Origin of the sequence: Bacillus sp. ES1-5, from assembly GCF_022487605.1 — a bacterium.
GTDB classification, from domain to species: domain Bacteria; phylum Bacillota; class Bacilli; order Bacillales; family Bacillaceae_G; genus Bacillus_A; species Bacillus_A wiedmannii.
This window is the reverse complement of sequence record NZ_JAKVPU010000003.1, coordinates 327,426-342,664: the sequence shown is the minus strand read 5'-3', so window position 1 is coordinate 342,664 and position 15,239 is coordinate 327,426. Positions and strand designations below refer to the sequence as shown.

At 34.3% G+C, this 15,239-nt stretch carries 18 protein-coding genes and 1 pseudogene; 4 read left to right on the top strand and 15 right to left on the bottom strand.

Annotation, left to right across the window (positions count from 1 at the left end; translation table 11 throughout):
- Window positions 1–165: 165 nt before the first annotated feature.
- From MKO96_RS14015 to spxA, 7 genes and pseudogenes are all read right to left on the bottom strand, one after another.
- A complete protein-coding gene (locus tag MKO96_RS14015) occupies window positions 166–588 on the bottom strand; it encodes an STAS/SEC14 domain-containing protein (RefSeq protein ID WP_240587918.1) in 423 nt (140 codons plus the stop codon).
- 112 nt (window positions 589–700) lie between these two features.
- Window positions 701–2,020 (bottom strand): aromatic amino acid transport family protein, encoded by a 1,320-nt coding sequence (locus MKO96_RS14010; RefSeq protein WP_240587790.1) that lies wholly within the window; start codon window positions 2,018–2,020, stop codon window positions 701–703.
- Window positions 2,021–3,075: 1,055 nt separating this feature from the next.
- A pseudogene (locus MKO96_RS29595) lies at window positions 3,076–3,174 on the bottom strand (DUF3888 domain-containing protein); the annotation flags it as partial.
- A gap of 87 nt (window positions 3,175–3,261) precedes the next feature.
- Complete coding sequence (locus MKO96_RS14000) at window positions 3,262–3,597, bottom strand: IDEAL domain-containing protein (protein ID WP_240587789.1); 336 nt, start codon at window positions 3,595–3,597, stop codon at window positions 3,262–3,264.
- Window positions 3,598–3,722: 125 nt separating this feature from the next.
- Entirely contained in the window at window positions 3,723–4,136 is a 414-nt protein-coding gene (gene saiR / locus MKO96_RS13995; RefSeq protein ID WP_240587788.1) for an Rrf2-family transcriptional regulator SaiR, read from the bottom strand.
- A gap of 194 nt (window positions 4,137–4,330) precedes the next feature.
- On the bottom strand, window positions 4,331–4,465 hold the full coding sequence (locus tag MKO96_RS13990; protein ID WP_240587787.1) for a BA3454 family stress response protein: 135 nt from the start codon (window positions 4,463–4,465) through the stop codon (window positions 4,331–4,333).
- 47 nt (window positions 4,466–4,512) lie between these two features.
- Window positions 4,513–4,908 carry a transcriptional regulator SpxA gene (gene spxA / locus MKO96_RS13985; RefSeq protein WP_088097117.1) on the bottom strand — a complete coding sequence of 132 codons (396 nt, stop codon included), beginning with the start codon at window positions 4,906–4,908 and terminating at the stop codon, window positions 4,513–4,515.
- Window positions 4,909–5,479: 571 nt separating this feature from the next.
- Here spxA and MKO96_RS13980 point away from each other — a divergent pair.
- The gene (locus MKO96_RS13980; RefSeq protein WP_240587786.1) at window positions 5,480–5,824 is read left to right on the top strand and encodes a winged helix-turn-helix transcriptional regulator; all 345 of its coding nucleotides are present in this window, start codon (window positions 5,480–5,482) and stop codon (window positions 5,822–5,824) included.
- Window positions 5,825–5,888: 64 nt separating this feature from the next.
- Here MKO96_RS13980 and MKO96_RS13975 read toward each other — a convergent pair whose 3' ends face one another.
- From MKO96_RS13975 to MKO96_RS13955, 5 genes are all read right to left on the bottom strand, one after another.
- A complete protein-coding gene (locus tag MKO96_RS13975) occupies window positions 5,889–6,626 on the bottom strand; it encodes a GntR family transcriptional regulator (protein WP_240587785.1) in 738 nt (245 codons plus the stop codon).
- Window positions 6,627–6,658: 32 nt separating this feature from the next.
- On the bottom strand, window positions 6,659–7,720 hold the full coding sequence (locus MKO96_RS13970; protein WP_240587784.1) for an oxidoreductase: 1,062 nt from the start codon (window positions 7,718–7,720) through the stop codon (window positions 6,659–6,661).
- A gap of 216 nt (window positions 7,721–7,936) precedes the next feature.
- Window positions 7,937–9,109 carry a cyclopropane-fatty-acyl-phospholipid synthase gene (locus MKO96_RS13965; protein WP_240587783.1) on the bottom strand — a complete coding sequence of 391 codons (1,173 nt, stop codon included), beginning with the start codon at window positions 9,107–9,109 and terminating at the stop codon, window positions 7,937–7,939.
- A gap of 321 nt (window positions 9,110–9,430) precedes the next feature.
- Window positions 9,431–9,757 carry a winged helix-turn-helix transcriptional regulator gene (locus tag MKO96_RS13960; RefSeq protein ID WP_000816333.1) on the bottom strand — a complete coding sequence of 109 codons (327 nt, stop codon included), beginning with the start codon at window positions 9,755–9,757 and terminating at the stop codon, window positions 9,431–9,433.
- 195 nt (window positions 9,758–9,952) lie between these two features.
- Window positions 9,953–10,297 (bottom strand): winged helix-turn-helix transcriptional regulator, encoded by a 345-nt coding sequence (locus MKO96_RS13955; RefSeq protein WP_071771906.1) that lies wholly within the window; start codon window positions 10,295–10,297, stop codon window positions 9,953–9,955.
- A 549-nt stretch (window positions 10,298–10,846) separates the two neighbouring features.
- Here MKO96_RS13955 and MKO96_RS13950 point away from each other — a divergent pair.
- Both MKO96_RS13950 and MKO96_RS13945 read left to right on the top strand, forming a co-directional pair.
- Complete coding sequence (locus MKO96_RS13950) at window positions 10,847–11,857, top strand: aldo/keto reductase (protein WP_240587782.1); 1,011 nt, start codon at window positions 10,847–10,849, stop codon at window positions 11,855–11,857.
- Between the two features lie 79 nt (window positions 11,858–11,936).
- A complete protein-coding gene (locus MKO96_RS13945) occupies window positions 11,937–12,353 on the top strand; it encodes an SRPBCC family protein (protein ID WP_240587781.1) in 417 nt (138 codons plus the stop codon).
- A gap of 205 nt (window positions 12,354–12,558) precedes the next feature.
- On the opposite strand, the gene MKO96_RS13940 is transcribed toward MKO96_RS13945, so the two are convergent.
- Genes MKO96_RS13940 through MKO96_RS13930 form a run of 3 tightly spaced genes read right to left on the bottom strand, consistent with a single transcriptional unit; the run spans window position 12,559 to window position 14,845 of the window.
- Entirely contained in the window at window positions 12,559–13,383 is an 825-nt protein-coding gene (locus tag MKO96_RS13940) for an MBL fold metallo-hydrolase (protein WP_240587780.1), read from the bottom strand.
- A gap of 28 nt (window positions 13,384–13,411) precedes the next feature.
- Window positions 13,412–13,969, bottom strand: a complete 558-nt coding sequence (locus tag MKO96_RS13935) for a DUF7010 family protein (RefSeq protein WP_240587779.1) — start codon at window positions 13,967–13,969, stop codon at window positions 13,412–13,414.
- 27 nt (window positions 13,970–13,996) lie between these two features.
- On the bottom strand, window positions 13,997–14,845 hold the full coding sequence (locus MKO96_RS13930) for a phosphotransferase (RefSeq protein ID WP_240587778.1): 849 nt from the start codon (window positions 14,843–14,845) through the stop codon (window positions 13,997–13,999).
- A 175-nt stretch (window positions 14,846–15,020) separates the two neighbouring features.
- Between MKO96_RS13930 and MKO96_RS13925 the strand changes: the two genes are divergently transcribed.
- Entirely contained in the window at window positions 15,021–15,230 is a 210-nt protein-coding gene (locus MKO96_RS13925) for a hypothetical protein (RefSeq protein WP_240587777.1), read from the top strand.
- Window positions 15,231–15,239 lie beyond the last annotated feature (9 nt).

The window sequence follows — 15,239 nt, the reverse complement described above, 5'->3', positions numbered from 1 at the left end:
TACTGTAAAGCGTATACTCTTCTTCCTGGTGCTATTATGAATTATATTTAACGCATTAAAAATGTATGTCCTCTAATGCTAAACATTTCGTATAGAAGTTTTCTTCCGGATACTACTTACAAGCATAAAAAACCAGTTGCTTAAGCAACTGGTTCACTAAAAGTTTTATATAGGATATCCATTCAACCAAAGGAATGCTTCTTCATAATCATCGAAAAATTTTACAGATTCTTTTGTATTGGACTGTTGTAAATAATTCAGTATCTCCCCTTCTTCAAGGAGAAAAGCAATTGCCTTACTGTGATTCAAAATCGTTTCATTGAAAAACTTCTCTTTCCATGCTTTTTGAACAGAAAAATGATCTGGTATGTATCCTTTTCTATCGACCAGCAATTTGTATTTCCGTCCCTCGGAAATGAATTGCTGACAAACCTGCTCGAAGCCATTAAACCATTCATAAACATCATCTGTTTTAATCTTGCCTATAAGACGAGTAACAATTATATCTCCGGAAAAATTTGTACTAATATTCAGTTTACTCATTCTAAAATCATCTCCCTTAGTTACAATTATGTGTGAATCCCTCATAAAATCAATAAGATCAAACTGTAACGCATTAAAAAGGGACAGACTCTCCAAACGGAGAAGTCTGTCCCAAAATCGTTCTATTTTATTTTACATTAGAACTAACAATCGTGAATTAGAATAATGACTTAATACTTGCTAAAACAGTAAGTACACCTACAATAATAACAAATACGTTACTCATTTTCCCTTTGTACTTAGCTAATACCGGTACTTTTTGAATCGCATACATCGGTAATAAACATAAGATAGCAGCAACTAATGGACCGCTAAGTGAATCAATAATTCCAAGAATACTTGGATTTGCATAAGCAACATACCAGCATGTTAATACGACAAAAGTAAGGATTATTGTCTTAATTGTTTTTTCTTCTATATCTTTTCCACGTGTTTTACCAAACTTCATAATCACGTCACGCATTACCTCATATGCTCCGATATAGTGGCCAAGGAAAGACTTTGTAATAGCCACAAAAGCAATGATAGGAGCTGCAATAGTGATTACAGGCGAATTAAGCTCATTAGCAAGATATGAAAGGATTGATAAGTTCTGCTCTTTTGCCATTTTTAAATCCTCTGGAGTTAAGCTTAATGTACTACTCCAAACGAAGAACATAACTACAGCGAATGTCATGATATAACAAACTTTTTGTATTTGCGCACATTTAGCATCAGTAGCTTCTATTCCATACGTAGCTCTCTGTTTCACAACAAATGATGAAATCATAGGTGAATGATTAAATGAGAATACGATGATTGGTAGAATCAACAGTATCGTTCCAAAATATCCTGTTCCTGTTGAAGTATTAGAAACAGCTGAAAAGCTAAGCATTGACGTATTCCACTGTGGAATTAAAGATATTGCGATAAAAAGTAGAGAAGCTATGAAAGGATACACTAGCATACTCATGATCTTTACAGTAATATCTTGACCAAAATTCAGTATAGCGATAAGACCAAGAACTAATACAAGTGATAAAATAGCCCTTGGAGGCTCTGGCATGTGCAATTGATGCACGATAAAACTACTTGCAGTATTTGTAAGCGCAACCGAATACATTAGTACGATTGTATAAATTGAACCGAAATATACGATGTTAAAAATGATACTTGCTTTATTTCCGAAATACTCTCTAATTGTACCTGTGATCCCCTCATCAGCAGAATTAGAAGCGTATATCATTTTAGCAAGTGCCCTATGTGAGTAATACATAACTGGATATGCAAGCAATGTAATTAGTAGTAATGATAATAAACCACCTGAACCTGCATTAATCGGTAAAAAGAGCACCCCTGCTCCAATTGCAGTTCCAAATAGGCTCAATGCCCATGTAGTATCCTGCTTATGCCACTTTTTCGGATCTGCATATTGCTCATTTTTTAGTGCGATATTTTCAGCTTGAACTTCTATTTTCTTTGCAGTATTCCCGTTCATATAATAACTCCCCCTTGTATCTATTCCTGTGTCTCTCTTTATAACCAACAAATATTTCCTTTTTCGGAAAATGAATTCCTTACAAGTTGCCCCACATTGTATGTCCTTCATCATAATGAATCCAAATTGAAACATTCGCTAGTTAGCGTCCTAACATAAATGTTAGCGTTCACAAAAAAGTTTACTCGTACTACCCGCTCTTTATATAAAGACCGCTTAAGAGAACAATATTGAATAGACTTCATAAATACGTTGCAACATTTCTAATAACAATGTATTACTTTAATGGTTTCTCTTACTTACTTGTAACAGTAATTTTAGATAAACCGGCCTCTCTTCATTTATGAGGCATTTCTTTCTCAATTCTAAACATCACTTTCATAACTTCGGCAGCATTTATGGTATTGATTACACAAGCCACTGAAGCACTTTACATACATTTCGCCTCTAATCACACACCTTTCTTACTAGTAATCGCATTTTTATATTTTCTCCAGAGATAATAAAATTTCTCTCGACGCACTCATTATAACGTGTATATTTATAAAATTAATATTTTTATATTTTCAGAAATATTAATTGGATATAATTTTACATGGATAATATTTTACAGTTAGCATGTAACCCTTGTTCCTATCACTTATAACGGAATTAATCAGCATAAAATACAGTAAAATATTGTTTATTTAAGCTACTCATTTTAAAAATATTTATATTTTTCTTTATCGAAAAATTTTATTTCAATTTAAAAAAGATATTCTACTAAATAATTAACGTGGTTAAAAAGAAATATCTTTTTAAATGTATAAACCAATTTTTAGGATATATATTATAGACAGTGCATTCATATACATTTCTTCAACTTGATAGCAACGAAAGAACCTCTAACATTTTGCTAAATGAAAAAAACAAAATAAGCTGGCCCATATGGACAGCTTATCTACAAAATGATTGTTATTAGGATGTGCAAACAACTCACTTCCATGTCATCTTAATTCAAGTTTTTTTAACTCTTCTTCAGAAATATCCCTATGTTTGTAATGAATCGTTTTTATATCATTTCCTTTATTTTCTTTTTTTACAATTGCTTGAGCGGAAATACAGGGTAATAAAAAACTCAGAAAACATATGATGCTAATTATTTTTATTTTCATACCATCAATCACCTCTTTTATTAAAATGCAACAAAAGAGATGATATTATTGCACAATCCAACCTATTAAAAGTAACTAATGTATGCTTTAAAATCCCCCATTAACTAACTCTTTTATCGAGTTCAGTTTTGCAGAAAGCTCAATAAACCATTCTTCATCCCCTGTTAATAATGCAAGATCTATAAGATAAAGGATTTGCTCCTTATTGATTACCTTTGATTCAGGGAGTTTGTTAACGTGTTTACTAAAGAGTAAAATCGCTTCGTTTACTGTGTACTTGTCGTCACGTTTCACAATGCTAACTGTAACTACATCTTCCACTTCATCAAGTGATACAATGTAACCAACTATGAATTCACCTTCATTTGATATTCCACGAACCCAATCTCCCTCTTTTAAAACATGATTATTATTTGACACCATACTTTTTCACCTTCTTATAAATATTTTTTGTAACGATAAAAAATATATAAAAACGAAATTAAACTGTAATATTTTTCATTACACTTATTTTTTAAGAACTCACGGCTACATAATAATTAAGCCGCTTAACGTTCTTGATTGATAAGATCAACAACTTCTTTCATTGTATAATTCTTTAAATATTCACCTAGATGTTCTTCCGCACCTAAGAAAATAGCAAAAAGAACTTTTCGCATATTCGAGCCTACAATACACTGGTCATTTGACTCTGGACATTTAGGTTGCAGAGCACCTTCTGAAGTTATTTGATAAATATTCCAAAGATTAATTTCACTTAAATCTCGGGCAAAAATAAAACCTCCACCAGTTCCCTCTTTTGATTGTATAAACTTATGTTTTTTTAACAAACTTAGCACTTTGCGAATACGTACTGGATGAACACCTGCACTTTCTGAAATGGCACTACTTGTTGACATCCGGTCTGGCTGTAAAGCTAAATAAGTTAAACTGTGAATGGCCAAGGTAAAGTCACTGTTCATTGTTTTCCTCCTACGATAAAAAATATGATTTCTCGCTTAGTAACATACTGTAGCCATAAATATTACAGATAGGTTAGTCAAACGTTAAAATATATAAGAATCATGCTTAGCATGAAAAATTAAATCCCTTTATATTCTATCAGAACTCCCCTATATCTCCTAACTTCATTTCGCTTTTTAAGTTGCAAATAAATTTAAACAGTCCACTGTTTTTTAACTTGTTCTTCTGCCAATTGTTTAATTTTTGTCCACACCGTATCTTTGCTTACAATAACATTTGTTTGATAATTTCTATCGTTATAATTAACTGTTACGCATACTTCTATCATTTTCTGTTTCCTCCTTTCAAAAAATTTCTCTTTCATACTATTACTTATTAATTAGCCAACTTTTGCAGTTCAATATTTAAGAATGTTCGAACGCTACGTGGTAAAAATTTACGAATTTCTTCATCATTAAAACCAATCTGTAATCTTTTCTCGTCCAGCATAATTGGGCGACGCAACATTAGCGGATGCTCAATTATTAATTTATAAAATTCATTCAGCGAAAGCTCATCTATATTTATATTTAAGTCTTGAAAAGTTTTGGATCTAGTTGAAATTATTTCAGTAGCACCCTCTTCAGTTAAACGAAGAATGGATTTAAGTTCATCCACTGTCATAGAATTGGATACGATATTTTTTTCAGTATAATCAATTTGATTCTCCTCCAGCCATGCTTTCGCTTTTCGGCATGAACTACAGCTTGCTGTTGTATATAAAACCACCATATTTCACTCACTCCTTTAATGTTCTTTGTGAAACTTCTATTTTAAATATCGGTCATTTAAATGTATTAAAAAAAATTACAGTTCAGAATCAAATTCACGTAATGTTAGTTATTCAGCAATGTTTCATTTATCTCTATTATTCATGCTACATTTTACAGACGATAACAACTCACTTTTAAAAATCTTACTGTAATTTTAAACTTTACAGTTCAATTAATCAACTGTTAAGTCTTGGATTAATTTTATTAACACACCAAATCGTTCTCATGTAAAATTCCCCATAGCATAAAGGCTCCTTTAAAGCACATTTCACTCATTTCTTGCTTACAAGTGCTATTATGGATTATATTCAACCTAATAAAAAGTACGCACTTTAAAGTATTATAGGTACTAAAAAGTAACGTATAAACTTTCTAGTGCAGTTCTGCTTATTTCTCTCTTACATCGGTTAGTATGAACGATATTTAGCACAATAAATAGTACACCCTTTAAAGTATTATAAGCACTAAAAAGAAATAATTTTAGTATGTGAATCCAAAACTATAATCTAAATTTATCAAAGGAGTTTTTTATGAAAACATACAATATTCCTGTCGAAGCGACTTTAGAAGTTATTGGTGGAAAGTGGAAAGTTGTTATCCTTTGTCATTTAAAAAAAGGAACAAAAAGAACGAGCGAATTAAAACGTTTAATGCCTGGTATTACACAAAAAATGTTAACACAGCAATTACGTGAACTGGAAGAAGATGATGTAATCCAAAGAAAAGTATATGACCAAGTGCCACCGAAAGTAGAGTATTCTTTAACTAATTACGGTTCGTCTTTAGGAGCCATACTCGATTCCCTCTGCAGTTGGGGGGAAGTTCATCTTGAAAAAAACGGGAACACATCCATGCTTATTACAGCTGATGAATAATAACTGTTCCTACTATATTGAAAACAGAAAATAGGTTGAGGCAATACTTGCCCCAACCTATTTTTTATGTCTCTTTATAATTTTTTGCCGTAATGACTGTTTCAAATTCAAAGGTTTCCGGCAGATGATCAGCGTAAGAGTACTCGAAGGTGCGTCCGTCCGTTAAATAGGCTACCTGTTCGACTCGCATTAGGAAATCCTGATGTGTTAAGTTCATAAACTGTTTTTCCCTACCATCTGGACGAACTCCTTTGACCCTGACAACGGATGTCCCTACTTCAAGACCTAGTTTATTTTGAATGTGTGAATATATCGACTCCTCTAAAACAGAAACCTCAACACCCGGTATGACCGAAATAGGCATCCATGTATGCTCCATAATCGTCGGGATACTGTGAATGATGCGGAGGCGAATGATTTTATATACAAAATCCCCTACTGAAATGCCCAATTTTTCAGCAATGATTTCCTCGGCTCCGACAATCGTAAACTCGATAATTTTACTTTCTACCTCGCTGCCATAAACAGCTTTTGTACCTGTTAAAGTTTGAATCATCCGTGCCTTTTCCTGCTGACGCCAATCTTGAACGACTGTTCCACTTCCGCGCCGACGGATGATGTATCCGTCTCTAACTAACAAATCCAGCGCTTTTTTAATAGTAAGGGCTGAAACGCCAAATTCTTCAGCAAGGATGGGACTGCTTGGAATTTTTTCGTTAATTTTATATTCACCGTCTAAAATTTGCTGTTTAATTTTTTGGTAAATGCCGAGGTATTTTACTTGTGTTGATCCGCTTGCCATTTCCATACCTCCTTTATACTGTATTCCCTCTTCTATTCATTCAAGTTTAAAGCCTCAAGTTTGTAAACTGAAGGTGATGGAGCAGCAAATCCGTTTTCTAAGATTTCAATATTCGTTACCGCTTCTTCGTCTTTCACAAGTTTTGGTGCACCATTTACAATTGTTTCATACGCTGCATCATAGAAACGACCGTAATCACCAAGCGGCGTTTTAATTTGTTTTTCAATCCAATCACCGTTTGCATTTCGATATTTAGCAATTCCATAGTACATCGGAGAATCTTCACCAAATCCTGAACTCTCAGGCATGATACCCGCTTTCAAATCATTCTCTTGCTGATCTTCACCGTATTTAATAAACGATCCATTTGTTCCATGAACGATAAAGCGTGGATAATCTTTCGCTACAATATGGTTCGTTTTTAGTTTAATTTTCAGCTGATTTCCGTAATGTAGACCAACATCGAAATAGTTATCAACCGCACCTTCCACTTCATTATTACGAATATCATATGTCAACGTATCAGGACGGCCAAATAGTGAAATCATACGGTCCATCGTATGAATACCTAAACTATAAAATGAACCTTCTTCTTTTGGACCTTCGTGAGTGATTGAACCAGGACGGAAGTAATCAATATGTGATTCAACCTCAACGATATCACCAAGGAATCCTTGTTCCACAACTTGCTTAACTGCTAAGAAATCACCATCAAAACGACGGTTTTGATAAGGCATAACTACTACACCTTTCTCTCGTCCTAAAGCTAATAATTCTTTCGCATGTTCTACTGTATCGCAAAATGGTTTTTCAACGATAACCGATTTCCCAGCAAGTATAACTTTTTTTGCTAATTCGTAATGCGTATGTGCTGGCGTACAGACCGTCACCACTTGAATTTCTTTATCATTCAACAATTCATTCAAATCAGTAGTGAAACTAACACCTTTTTCCTCATATGGAGCCGCTAATTCTTCATTAATTTGGCGAGCAAAAATCGTTTTTACTTTTATATTTTCACGTGTATTTACATAAGGTAAATGATAGCGGTTAGCTGATTTTCCAAATCCAATAAAGCCCATTGTTAATGTCATATTCTTCAACTTCCTTACTCATAAAATTCTGTTTCTATTTTATTATATATTTTTATTATTAAAAGTATATAGTTTTTAATTTGAAATTATATATTAAAAAAGTCGAGATAGAAATCATTTTCTGGTTCCCATCTCGACTTTAAATTATAGACTTTTGTCCTACCATCATTTTATTTACACTCGATGAATAGTAGAGAGCTACTTGGCTACACGCTCTTATTCATACATATAAGAACGTGTCATCGGAATTGCATCGTTAATGCCTTTTGTAAATACAAATTGATGTAAATCAATATTACCTGTAAAGAACGAAGCTGCACATGCATTTAAATATAAGCGCCACATACGAATGAATCTCTCATCTTTCGTTTTGCGAACTTCCTCCAGTACGTTTTCAAAATTTTGAGCCCAATGTTGTAATGTTTTCCCGTAATGTCTACGTAAGCTTTCCACATCAACAATGAAAAATTGTTCGTTTGTCATGTTCGTGATTAATTCGTTAACAGCAGGAACATATCCACCAGGGAATATATACTTTTCAATCCAACCATTCGTAGCACCACCATTGGCTGGAGAAGTAATACAATGAAGTAGAGAAATCCCACCGTCATTTAGTAGTGTATTCACTGTTTCAAAGTATTGCGTAACGTTGTCTTTTCCTACATGTTCAATCATACCTACACTAACAATTTTATCAAATTTACGATTCTTAATATCGCGGTAATCAAGTAAAGATACTTCAACTAAATCCGTAAGTCCCTCTTGTTTAATTCGCTCAGAAGTCTTAGTATATTGTTCCTCACTTAACGTTACGCCCATAGCCTTCACACCGTACCGCTTAGCGGCAGCTGTAATGAGCTCACCCCACCCGCAACCAATGTCTAATAACGTATCACCTTTTTGAAGGTTCAACTTTTTCAAAATATGATTCACTTTATTATGCTGGGCTGTCATTAAAGAATCTTGCTCATTTTGGAAATATGCACAAGAATATGTCATTGTTTCATCAAGCCACAATTTATAGAAATCGTTCCCAATATCGTAATGGTGAGCAATATCATCTTTATTTTTTTGTTTCGAGAAATTCCATTTACTTTTGAAATATTGCAACTTACTATCACCTAAAAAGCTATCCTGCCTTCTATAAATAGATTGAATTGCTTTTTCAAGATTCCCCTCTATTTCAAGGTCCCCATTCATATATGCTTCACCGAAGGCAATAGAAGGATCCTTAGCTATCTCTTTTTTTGAAAGCGGCTTATGGAATGTTACATGAAATTGAGGTTCCCCTTCGCCATATTGTATTGTTTCTCCATTCCAAAGTGTAATTTGAACTGGATCTGAAAAAAGATTTTTAAGTATTTTTTTATAAAAAAGTTCTTCAACCATATAGACATCTCCTACTAAAGAAATTGAACAAAAAACTATACTAGTTAATAAGTCTTTTTGAACATAGCTTAAAATCATTACGACTTCTTGCTACGAGTGTCATTATAAAACGGTTATATTATGAAGCATAGTACGTACTTTAAAGTGATGAAGGCACTTTTAAGTACCTATTAAAGTTTTAATCAATTATTCATCACGGCTAAAACAGCTGCTGATATGGTATAAATCCTTACTTTTCACCGTAGTAACTTTCTATAGTTTTATACTGAAAAAACACCACCTCTTCATTGGGTGGTGTTTTCAATATTACATATAGAGATTTCACTTAACTTTACTATTTTTTCTATCTATGCATCGTTCTCCCCATACGGTCAATTGATTTAATACATTTTGCAAAGACCACCCATAATCAGTTAAGGAGTATTCTACTCGGGGTGGAATTTCTTTATAGATTTCACGTGTAATCACACCATCATCTTCCAGCTCACGTAATTGTTGCGTTAACATTCTAACAGAAATTTCAGGAATTAGACGCTGCAACTCACTCGTTCGCTTCGTTCCTTTCGTTAAGTGACATAAAATGACGACCTTCCACTTTCCCCCGATAATTTCTAAAGTTGCTTCTATCGGTATATTATACTGTTTCACTTAATCTCCCTCCTTTTTTCTAAATTTCTTCTCTATTGTTACGTAAAAACAACTAATTTTCTATACGGCACATTTTAGTTCCTACAGCACAAAAAAGTACCTATATTACCAAAAAGTAATTATGCCGCTTCCCCCCTCTATATACATGACAAATCAAAAGAAAAAACGAGCGTATTATCGCTCGTTTTTTCTTCTTTATTCAGCTGCTGTTATAAGCATAGACGTGTTACCATTCTTTTCAAGATGATTTTCTCCCCAGTTACAAAGAGAATCAAGTATAGCATCTAAAGAATGACCGTAATCCGTTAAAGAATACTCTACTTTTGGCGGCACTTGATTATACACTTTTCTCTCGATTACACCATCTTCTTCTAATTCACGTAATTGCTGCGTTAACATCTTTTGTGTAATACCAGACATTAATTGTTTTAATTCGCACGTTCTCTTTTTGTCTTTCTTTAAATGACAAAGGATAACGACTTTCCACTTTCCACCGATAACCTCTAAAGTCGCCTCTACAGGAATATTGTATGTTTTCATATAAAAATCTCCTTTAATAAAGTGAAACTTTAATCAGTGGGGGGTGATCCTCCACTGATTATTAGCCCGCACCAATCGGGCCTTTACGGGCAGTTGATCCCCACCTAACTTCTTTGCTTTCACTGAATTTTGAGGTGGGGATCTTACGGCCCGTTAATGCGGGATAATGTTATAAGGTAATTAAGCTAAAGATTGAAATATTACTTTTAAGTATCTATAGCACCTTAAAGTACGTACTTTTTATTGTATTAAACATGTTTCATAATAGCATACGTAAACAGCAAATGAGTAGTACGGCACCAAGAAGTACCTGTATTACTTTTTAGTATCTATATCACTTTAAAGTACGTACTTTTCAATATGTAAAATACATTTCATAATAGCATTTGTAAGAGTTGAGGGAGTCATGCAGTATTAGAAATTACATTTTAGTACCCGTACTTTAAAGTGAGTATTTTTATCATGCATTTTGTCAGACAACGAAATGCTATATATTGATTTTCAAAATCACTAATCAATTTTCAAATACATTTTAGGAGGATATCTTTAATGAATAAATTACTAAAAGAAAAAATCGGTTTTGGTACAGCACCACTAGGAAATATGTACCGTAATATCCCAGAAGAAGAAGCAATCGCTACAGTGGATGCTGCTTGGGAGAATGGCGTTCGTTACTTTGATACAGCTCCACTTTACGGTTCTGGTTTAGCAGAAATTCGTCTTGGTGAAGCACTATCAAAAAGAAATCGTGATGATTACTTTTTAAGCACAAAAGTAGGTCGAACGATTTCCGATGAACTGGAAGATCCATCTGCACGTGATTTAGGTGAAAAAGGCGGCCTTTTCGAATTTGGTCGTAAAAATAAAATGATCAATGACTATAGCGCAGATGCAACTCTTCGTTCTATCGAGCAAAGTTTGAAACGTTTAAAAACAGATCGTCTAGACTTTGTTTTCATTCATGATTTAGCACAAGACTTTTATGGTGATGAGTGGATTTCACAATTTGAAACTGCTCGAACAGGAGCATTCCGTGCGCTCACACGTTTACGTGAAGAAGGAGTCATTAAAGGCTGGGGGCTTGGAGTAAACAAAGTAGAATCAATTGAACTTATGCTTGATTTAGAAGAAGCGAAACCAAATATATCCTTACTAGCTGGTCGTTATTCATTATTAGATCACGAGCGCGCATTGCAACGAGTAATGCCTGCTGCTGTAAAGCATAATATGGATATTGTTGTTGGTGGCCCATATAGCTCAGGTATTCTTGCTGGAGGCGCTCACTTCGAATATCAAAAAGCATCACCAGAAATCATTTCAAAAGTTGAGAAAATCAAAGCTCTTGCAAATCGTCACGAAATCAGCATTAAAGCTGCTGCATTACAATTTTCACTAGCGAATCCAGCAGTTGCTGCCGTTGTTCCTGGTGCAAGTAAACCGGAACGCATTGTAGAAGACCAAAATGCCTTAAACACAGTAATTCCAGCAGCATTTTGGGAAGAAATGCGCGAACAAAAACTAGTAGCCCCTAATGCACCACTACCTATCAAAGTAAAATAATTTGAAACCTTAATCAGTGGGGTCATCCCCCACTGATTATTTGCTCGCAAATATCGAGATAAAAAGGAGCGTAATGAACATGGCACATACTACTACATCGATGGAAATTTTCGGTTCACCTGAACAAGTATGGCAATTAATCGGAGGTTTCAACTCCCTTCCAGACTGGTTACCTTATATACCTAGCAGTAAATTAACTGAAGGTGGTCGTGTACGTCACCTAGCTAATCCAGATGGTGATACGATTATAGAACGCTTAGAAGTATTCAATGAGAAAGAACGCTACTACACGTATTCAATCATGAATGCACCATTCCCAGTCACTAATTATTTATCTACAATCCAGGTGAAAGAAGGTACTGAAAGTAGCACATCGTTAGTAGAGTGGTCTGGTACGTTCACTCCTGTTGAGGTTAGTGATGAAGAGGCAATTAATCTGTTTCATGGCATCTACAGCGATGGACTGAAAGCATTGCAACAAGCATTTCTAGACTGACTACTAAAAACAATGAAAAGCAAAGTGATATCGCTTTGCTTTTTTCTATCTGCTCTTTTTGGGGGCATGAAATTATATCGATGATTTTTCAAATATATCGATCACAACTTGAAATATTTCAAGGATTTTTTCATTATATCGACGTTATTTCAATACTATAAAAACAGCAAAGCATCCAGTGCTTTGCTGCTTATCAAATTACTTTTCACGTACGAAATAACTTTCCTTCTACCGCCTTAATATATCTTTCAGCAGAACGTTCCACTGCCTCATTTGCATTCTCTTTCACTACTCCGTGAAACGCATTATATAAACGATTAAATTGTAATGGCTTCACTCGATTCGCCATTTCCTCCACTTTTCTCGCCGGTAATGGAATTAAGTTCGGATAGCTGTACATGAAACTCACCCACTGCTGATCCGCTACAACTTGAATAATATCACCTGTTAATAAAATACCTTTCCCAACATTTCCTTCTTCCCAATGTAAGACAGAACCGCCGCTAAAATGGCCTCCGAGACGATGAATAGTAATTCCGTCCGCTAATTGTAAAGACTCGCCAGACCAATAAATAATACGACTACTCGGGCGTACTACCCACTCTTTATCGTCTTCATGTATATAAATTGGTACATCAAACGTTTCTGCCCATTCTACTTGCGTTGAATAATAATGAGGATGAGACAGTGCAATCGCATCTAACCCGCCCCACTCTTTTATCTTCTTAATTATCGTTTCATCTAAATAAGTAATACAATCCCATAATAAACAATAGGAATCCGTTTTTATAACAAATGCGGTTTGACCGATCGCAAATTTAGGTTTTGTCGTAATGCTATAAAGTCCATGCTCTTCTTCTATTATTTCATTTTTATATGTATCACTCGTTCGCAAGTTTTCTAAAGTCGTCCAAGACTGCCCTTTCGGATTCACATATTGTCTCTCCTCATCACAAATAACACAACTTATCGGTTCTTCCACACTCGCTGCATACTGTACGCCGCACGTTGTACAAACGAAATTTTTCATAATAATTCCCCCTATCTCTATATCTTTATTAAGCTGATTTTTGTTGATAATAATCTACTTTTTTATTTTCAATTAATAAACTTATAAAAGTAAGTAAATAGACAACTGTAACTGACAACGGAATTACAGTAAATCCTTTTTCTGCAAAAAGAATCCCGCAAACTGACGTTACGAATACAGTCCCTACTGACAATAAACCATAACTTTTGCTTTCATAAATCCATACGTACGGGATAAAATGAACACCTATTAACATCGCTACTACAAAAGGTAACCACTCTGGAATTTGAAAATACGCAAATAATACAAGCGGAATATTCAATACATTTATTCCGCCAATTAATCCTGCCAAAACCCCTAACGGATTTCCTTTCGCAAACATATCAATTTTCAATATAGCAGCTATCATTAAACCGAAAGGAAACACACAGCCCATACCAATTATATACACCCACACAACTTGTTTTTCAGAAAGAACAAAGCCCGTTATACTCATAACTACCCAAAATAAAATGCCAGCTAATATAATTGGTAAGCCTCTCTTCGTTTTTCTTGCTAAATCCTTTTTCGCTTCTGAAACATTCATCTCACTCTCTCCCCAAAAATATTTGTACTATAGAGTCATCTCAGCCTCGCTCATCCAATAACGCCAAGCTGTTAAGTAATCTTCTAAATCTTTCGGGTGGTGTCTTAAACATGTATCTATACGCAAATATAATCCTATGACTATTTCTTCATATAAATCACGGTCTTTTTTATGAAATACACACTGTTTCATCACATAATCAATTACTTCTTTCGTTAAATCTTCTGGAGTTGAACAGAACGCATAAATTAAGTCATATAAGGGATCTCCTAAAACCGGTAAAGGATCAATTACACCGTGCAGCTTATTTTCTTGAAATATAAAATTATGAAATCCAAGATCACCATGCAATAAAAATGGCTGATTTATTCCAGTCCCCCTATTTGGATTATTTGCTAACTTAAGAACTGTTCTATACTCTTCTTCACTTATGTAACATCTTACATTTTCATAAGCTTCCATCACATTTGTAGTTAAAAATTCCTTCCAAGATTGGACCGGACTTTCTTTCCATCCCCAGCCATTCGCCTTTGGAATTATCTCATACTTATTGATAACTTCCTTCACAAGTTTGCAAAGTACATCCCGTTTATGACCAGGTTTACACGAAGTTGTGCCCTCAAGGAATGAGTAAACAATATATCGATTAAAAGAATCCTTATATAAAAGCTTTGGAAACGAATCGTTACCTTTATAAACCTGAAGGAAATAAGATTCTTCACGTATCACTTCCGCTTCATTCAGCTTTACAACATATGCTTCGCCCAACAAATATACTGTACTTGTCGTTCCTCCGTTCAACACTTTTATGCTATTTGGATAATGTGAAATCACGTTCTCCTTAACTAGTTGTGCAGCAATTATTGAAATGTCCATTCCCTCACCCTTCAATTCCGAAGATTCCCTCAATTCAAAAGACAACTTTACTATCATTTGACAAACAAATGGCAAATCCCTTCCAAAATCTTAATATAACAAAAATTCATTTACTTTTATATTTCAAAAATAAGGAAATACTAACAACAACGTTACATACATATAGGAGGACAATATGAAACCTGAATTTTTAAAAGCTGTACATGATGCCATCGGAAATTTCGAACATATTCATATAGAAGAAAGTGGTGCAGATAGTTTAATTATTCATCATGATGATGCCCAGCAATTAAAACAAGTTGCTGAAACGTTAGAAAATAATAATTTCCGCTCTGCTTTAAGAACAACGGGAAATGCTTCTTATATTGAAGTGTTGAATAGATAAGAAGAAGTC

Coding starts and splice junctions, on each gene's coding strand:
- saiR (WP_240587788.1), bottom strand. CDS start 4,136: ATGAACAGTGACTTTACCTTGGCCATTCACAGTTTAACTTATTTAGCT.
- MKO96_RS13935 (WP_240587779.1), bottom strand. CDS start 13,969: ATGAATGTTTCAGAAGCGAAAAAGGATTTAGCAAGAAAAACGAAGAGA.
- MKO96_RS13930 (WP_240587778.1), bottom strand. CDS start 14,845: ATGGACATTTCAATAATTGCTGCACAACTAGTTAAGGAGAACGTGATT.
- spxA (WP_088097117.1), bottom strand. CDS start 4,908: ATGGTGGTTTTATATACAACAGCAAGCTGTAGTTCATGCCGAAAAGCG.
- MKO96_RS14015 (WP_240587918.1), bottom strand. CDS start 588: ATGAGGGATTCACACATAATTGTAACTAAGGGAGATGATTTTAGAATG.
- MKO96_RS13975 (WP_240587785.1), bottom strand. CDS start 6,626: ATGGCAAGCGGATCAACACAAGTAAAATACCTCGGCATTTACCAAAAA.
- MKO96_RS13925 (WP_240587777.1), top strand. CDS start 15,021: ATGAAACCTGAATTTTTAAAAGCTGTACATGATGCCATCGGAAATTTC.
- MKO96_RS13990 (WP_240587787.1), bottom strand. CDS start 4,465: ATGATAGAAGTATGCGTAACAGTTAATTATAACGATAGAAATTATCAA.
- MKO96_RS13940 (WP_240587780.1), bottom strand. CDS start 13,383: ATGAAAAATTTCGTTTGTACAACGTGCGGCGTACAGTATGCAGCGAGT.
- MKO96_RS13955 (WP_071771906.1), bottom strand. CDS start 10,297: ATGAAAACATACAATATTCCTGTAGAGGCGACTTTAGAGGTTATCGGT.
- MKO96_RS13945 (WP_240587781.1), top strand. CDS start 11,937: ATGGCACATACTACTACATCGATGGAAATTTTCGGTTCACCTGAACAA.
- MKO96_RS13970 (WP_240587784.1), bottom strand. CDS start 7,720: ATGACATTAACAATGGGCTTTATTGGATTTGGAAAATCAGCTAACCGC.
- MKO96_RS14000 (WP_240587789.1), bottom strand. CDS start 3,597: ATGGTGTCAAATAATAATCATGTTTTAAAAGAGGGAGATTGGGTTCGT.
- MKO96_RS13950 (WP_240587782.1), top strand. CDS start 10,847: ATGAATAAATTACTAAAAGAAAAAATCGGTTTTGGTACAGCACCACTA.
- MKO96_RS14010 (WP_240587790.1), bottom strand. CDS start 2,020: ATGAACGGGAATACTGCAAAGAAAATAGAAGTTCAAGCTGAAAATATC.
- MKO96_RS13965 (WP_240587783.1), bottom strand. CDS start 9,109: ATGGTTGAAGAACTTTTTTATAAAAAAATACTTAAAAATCTTTTTTCA.
- MKO96_RS13980 (WP_240587786.1), top strand. CDS start 5,480: ATGAAAACATACAATATTCCTGTCGAAGCGACTTTAGAAGTTATTGGT.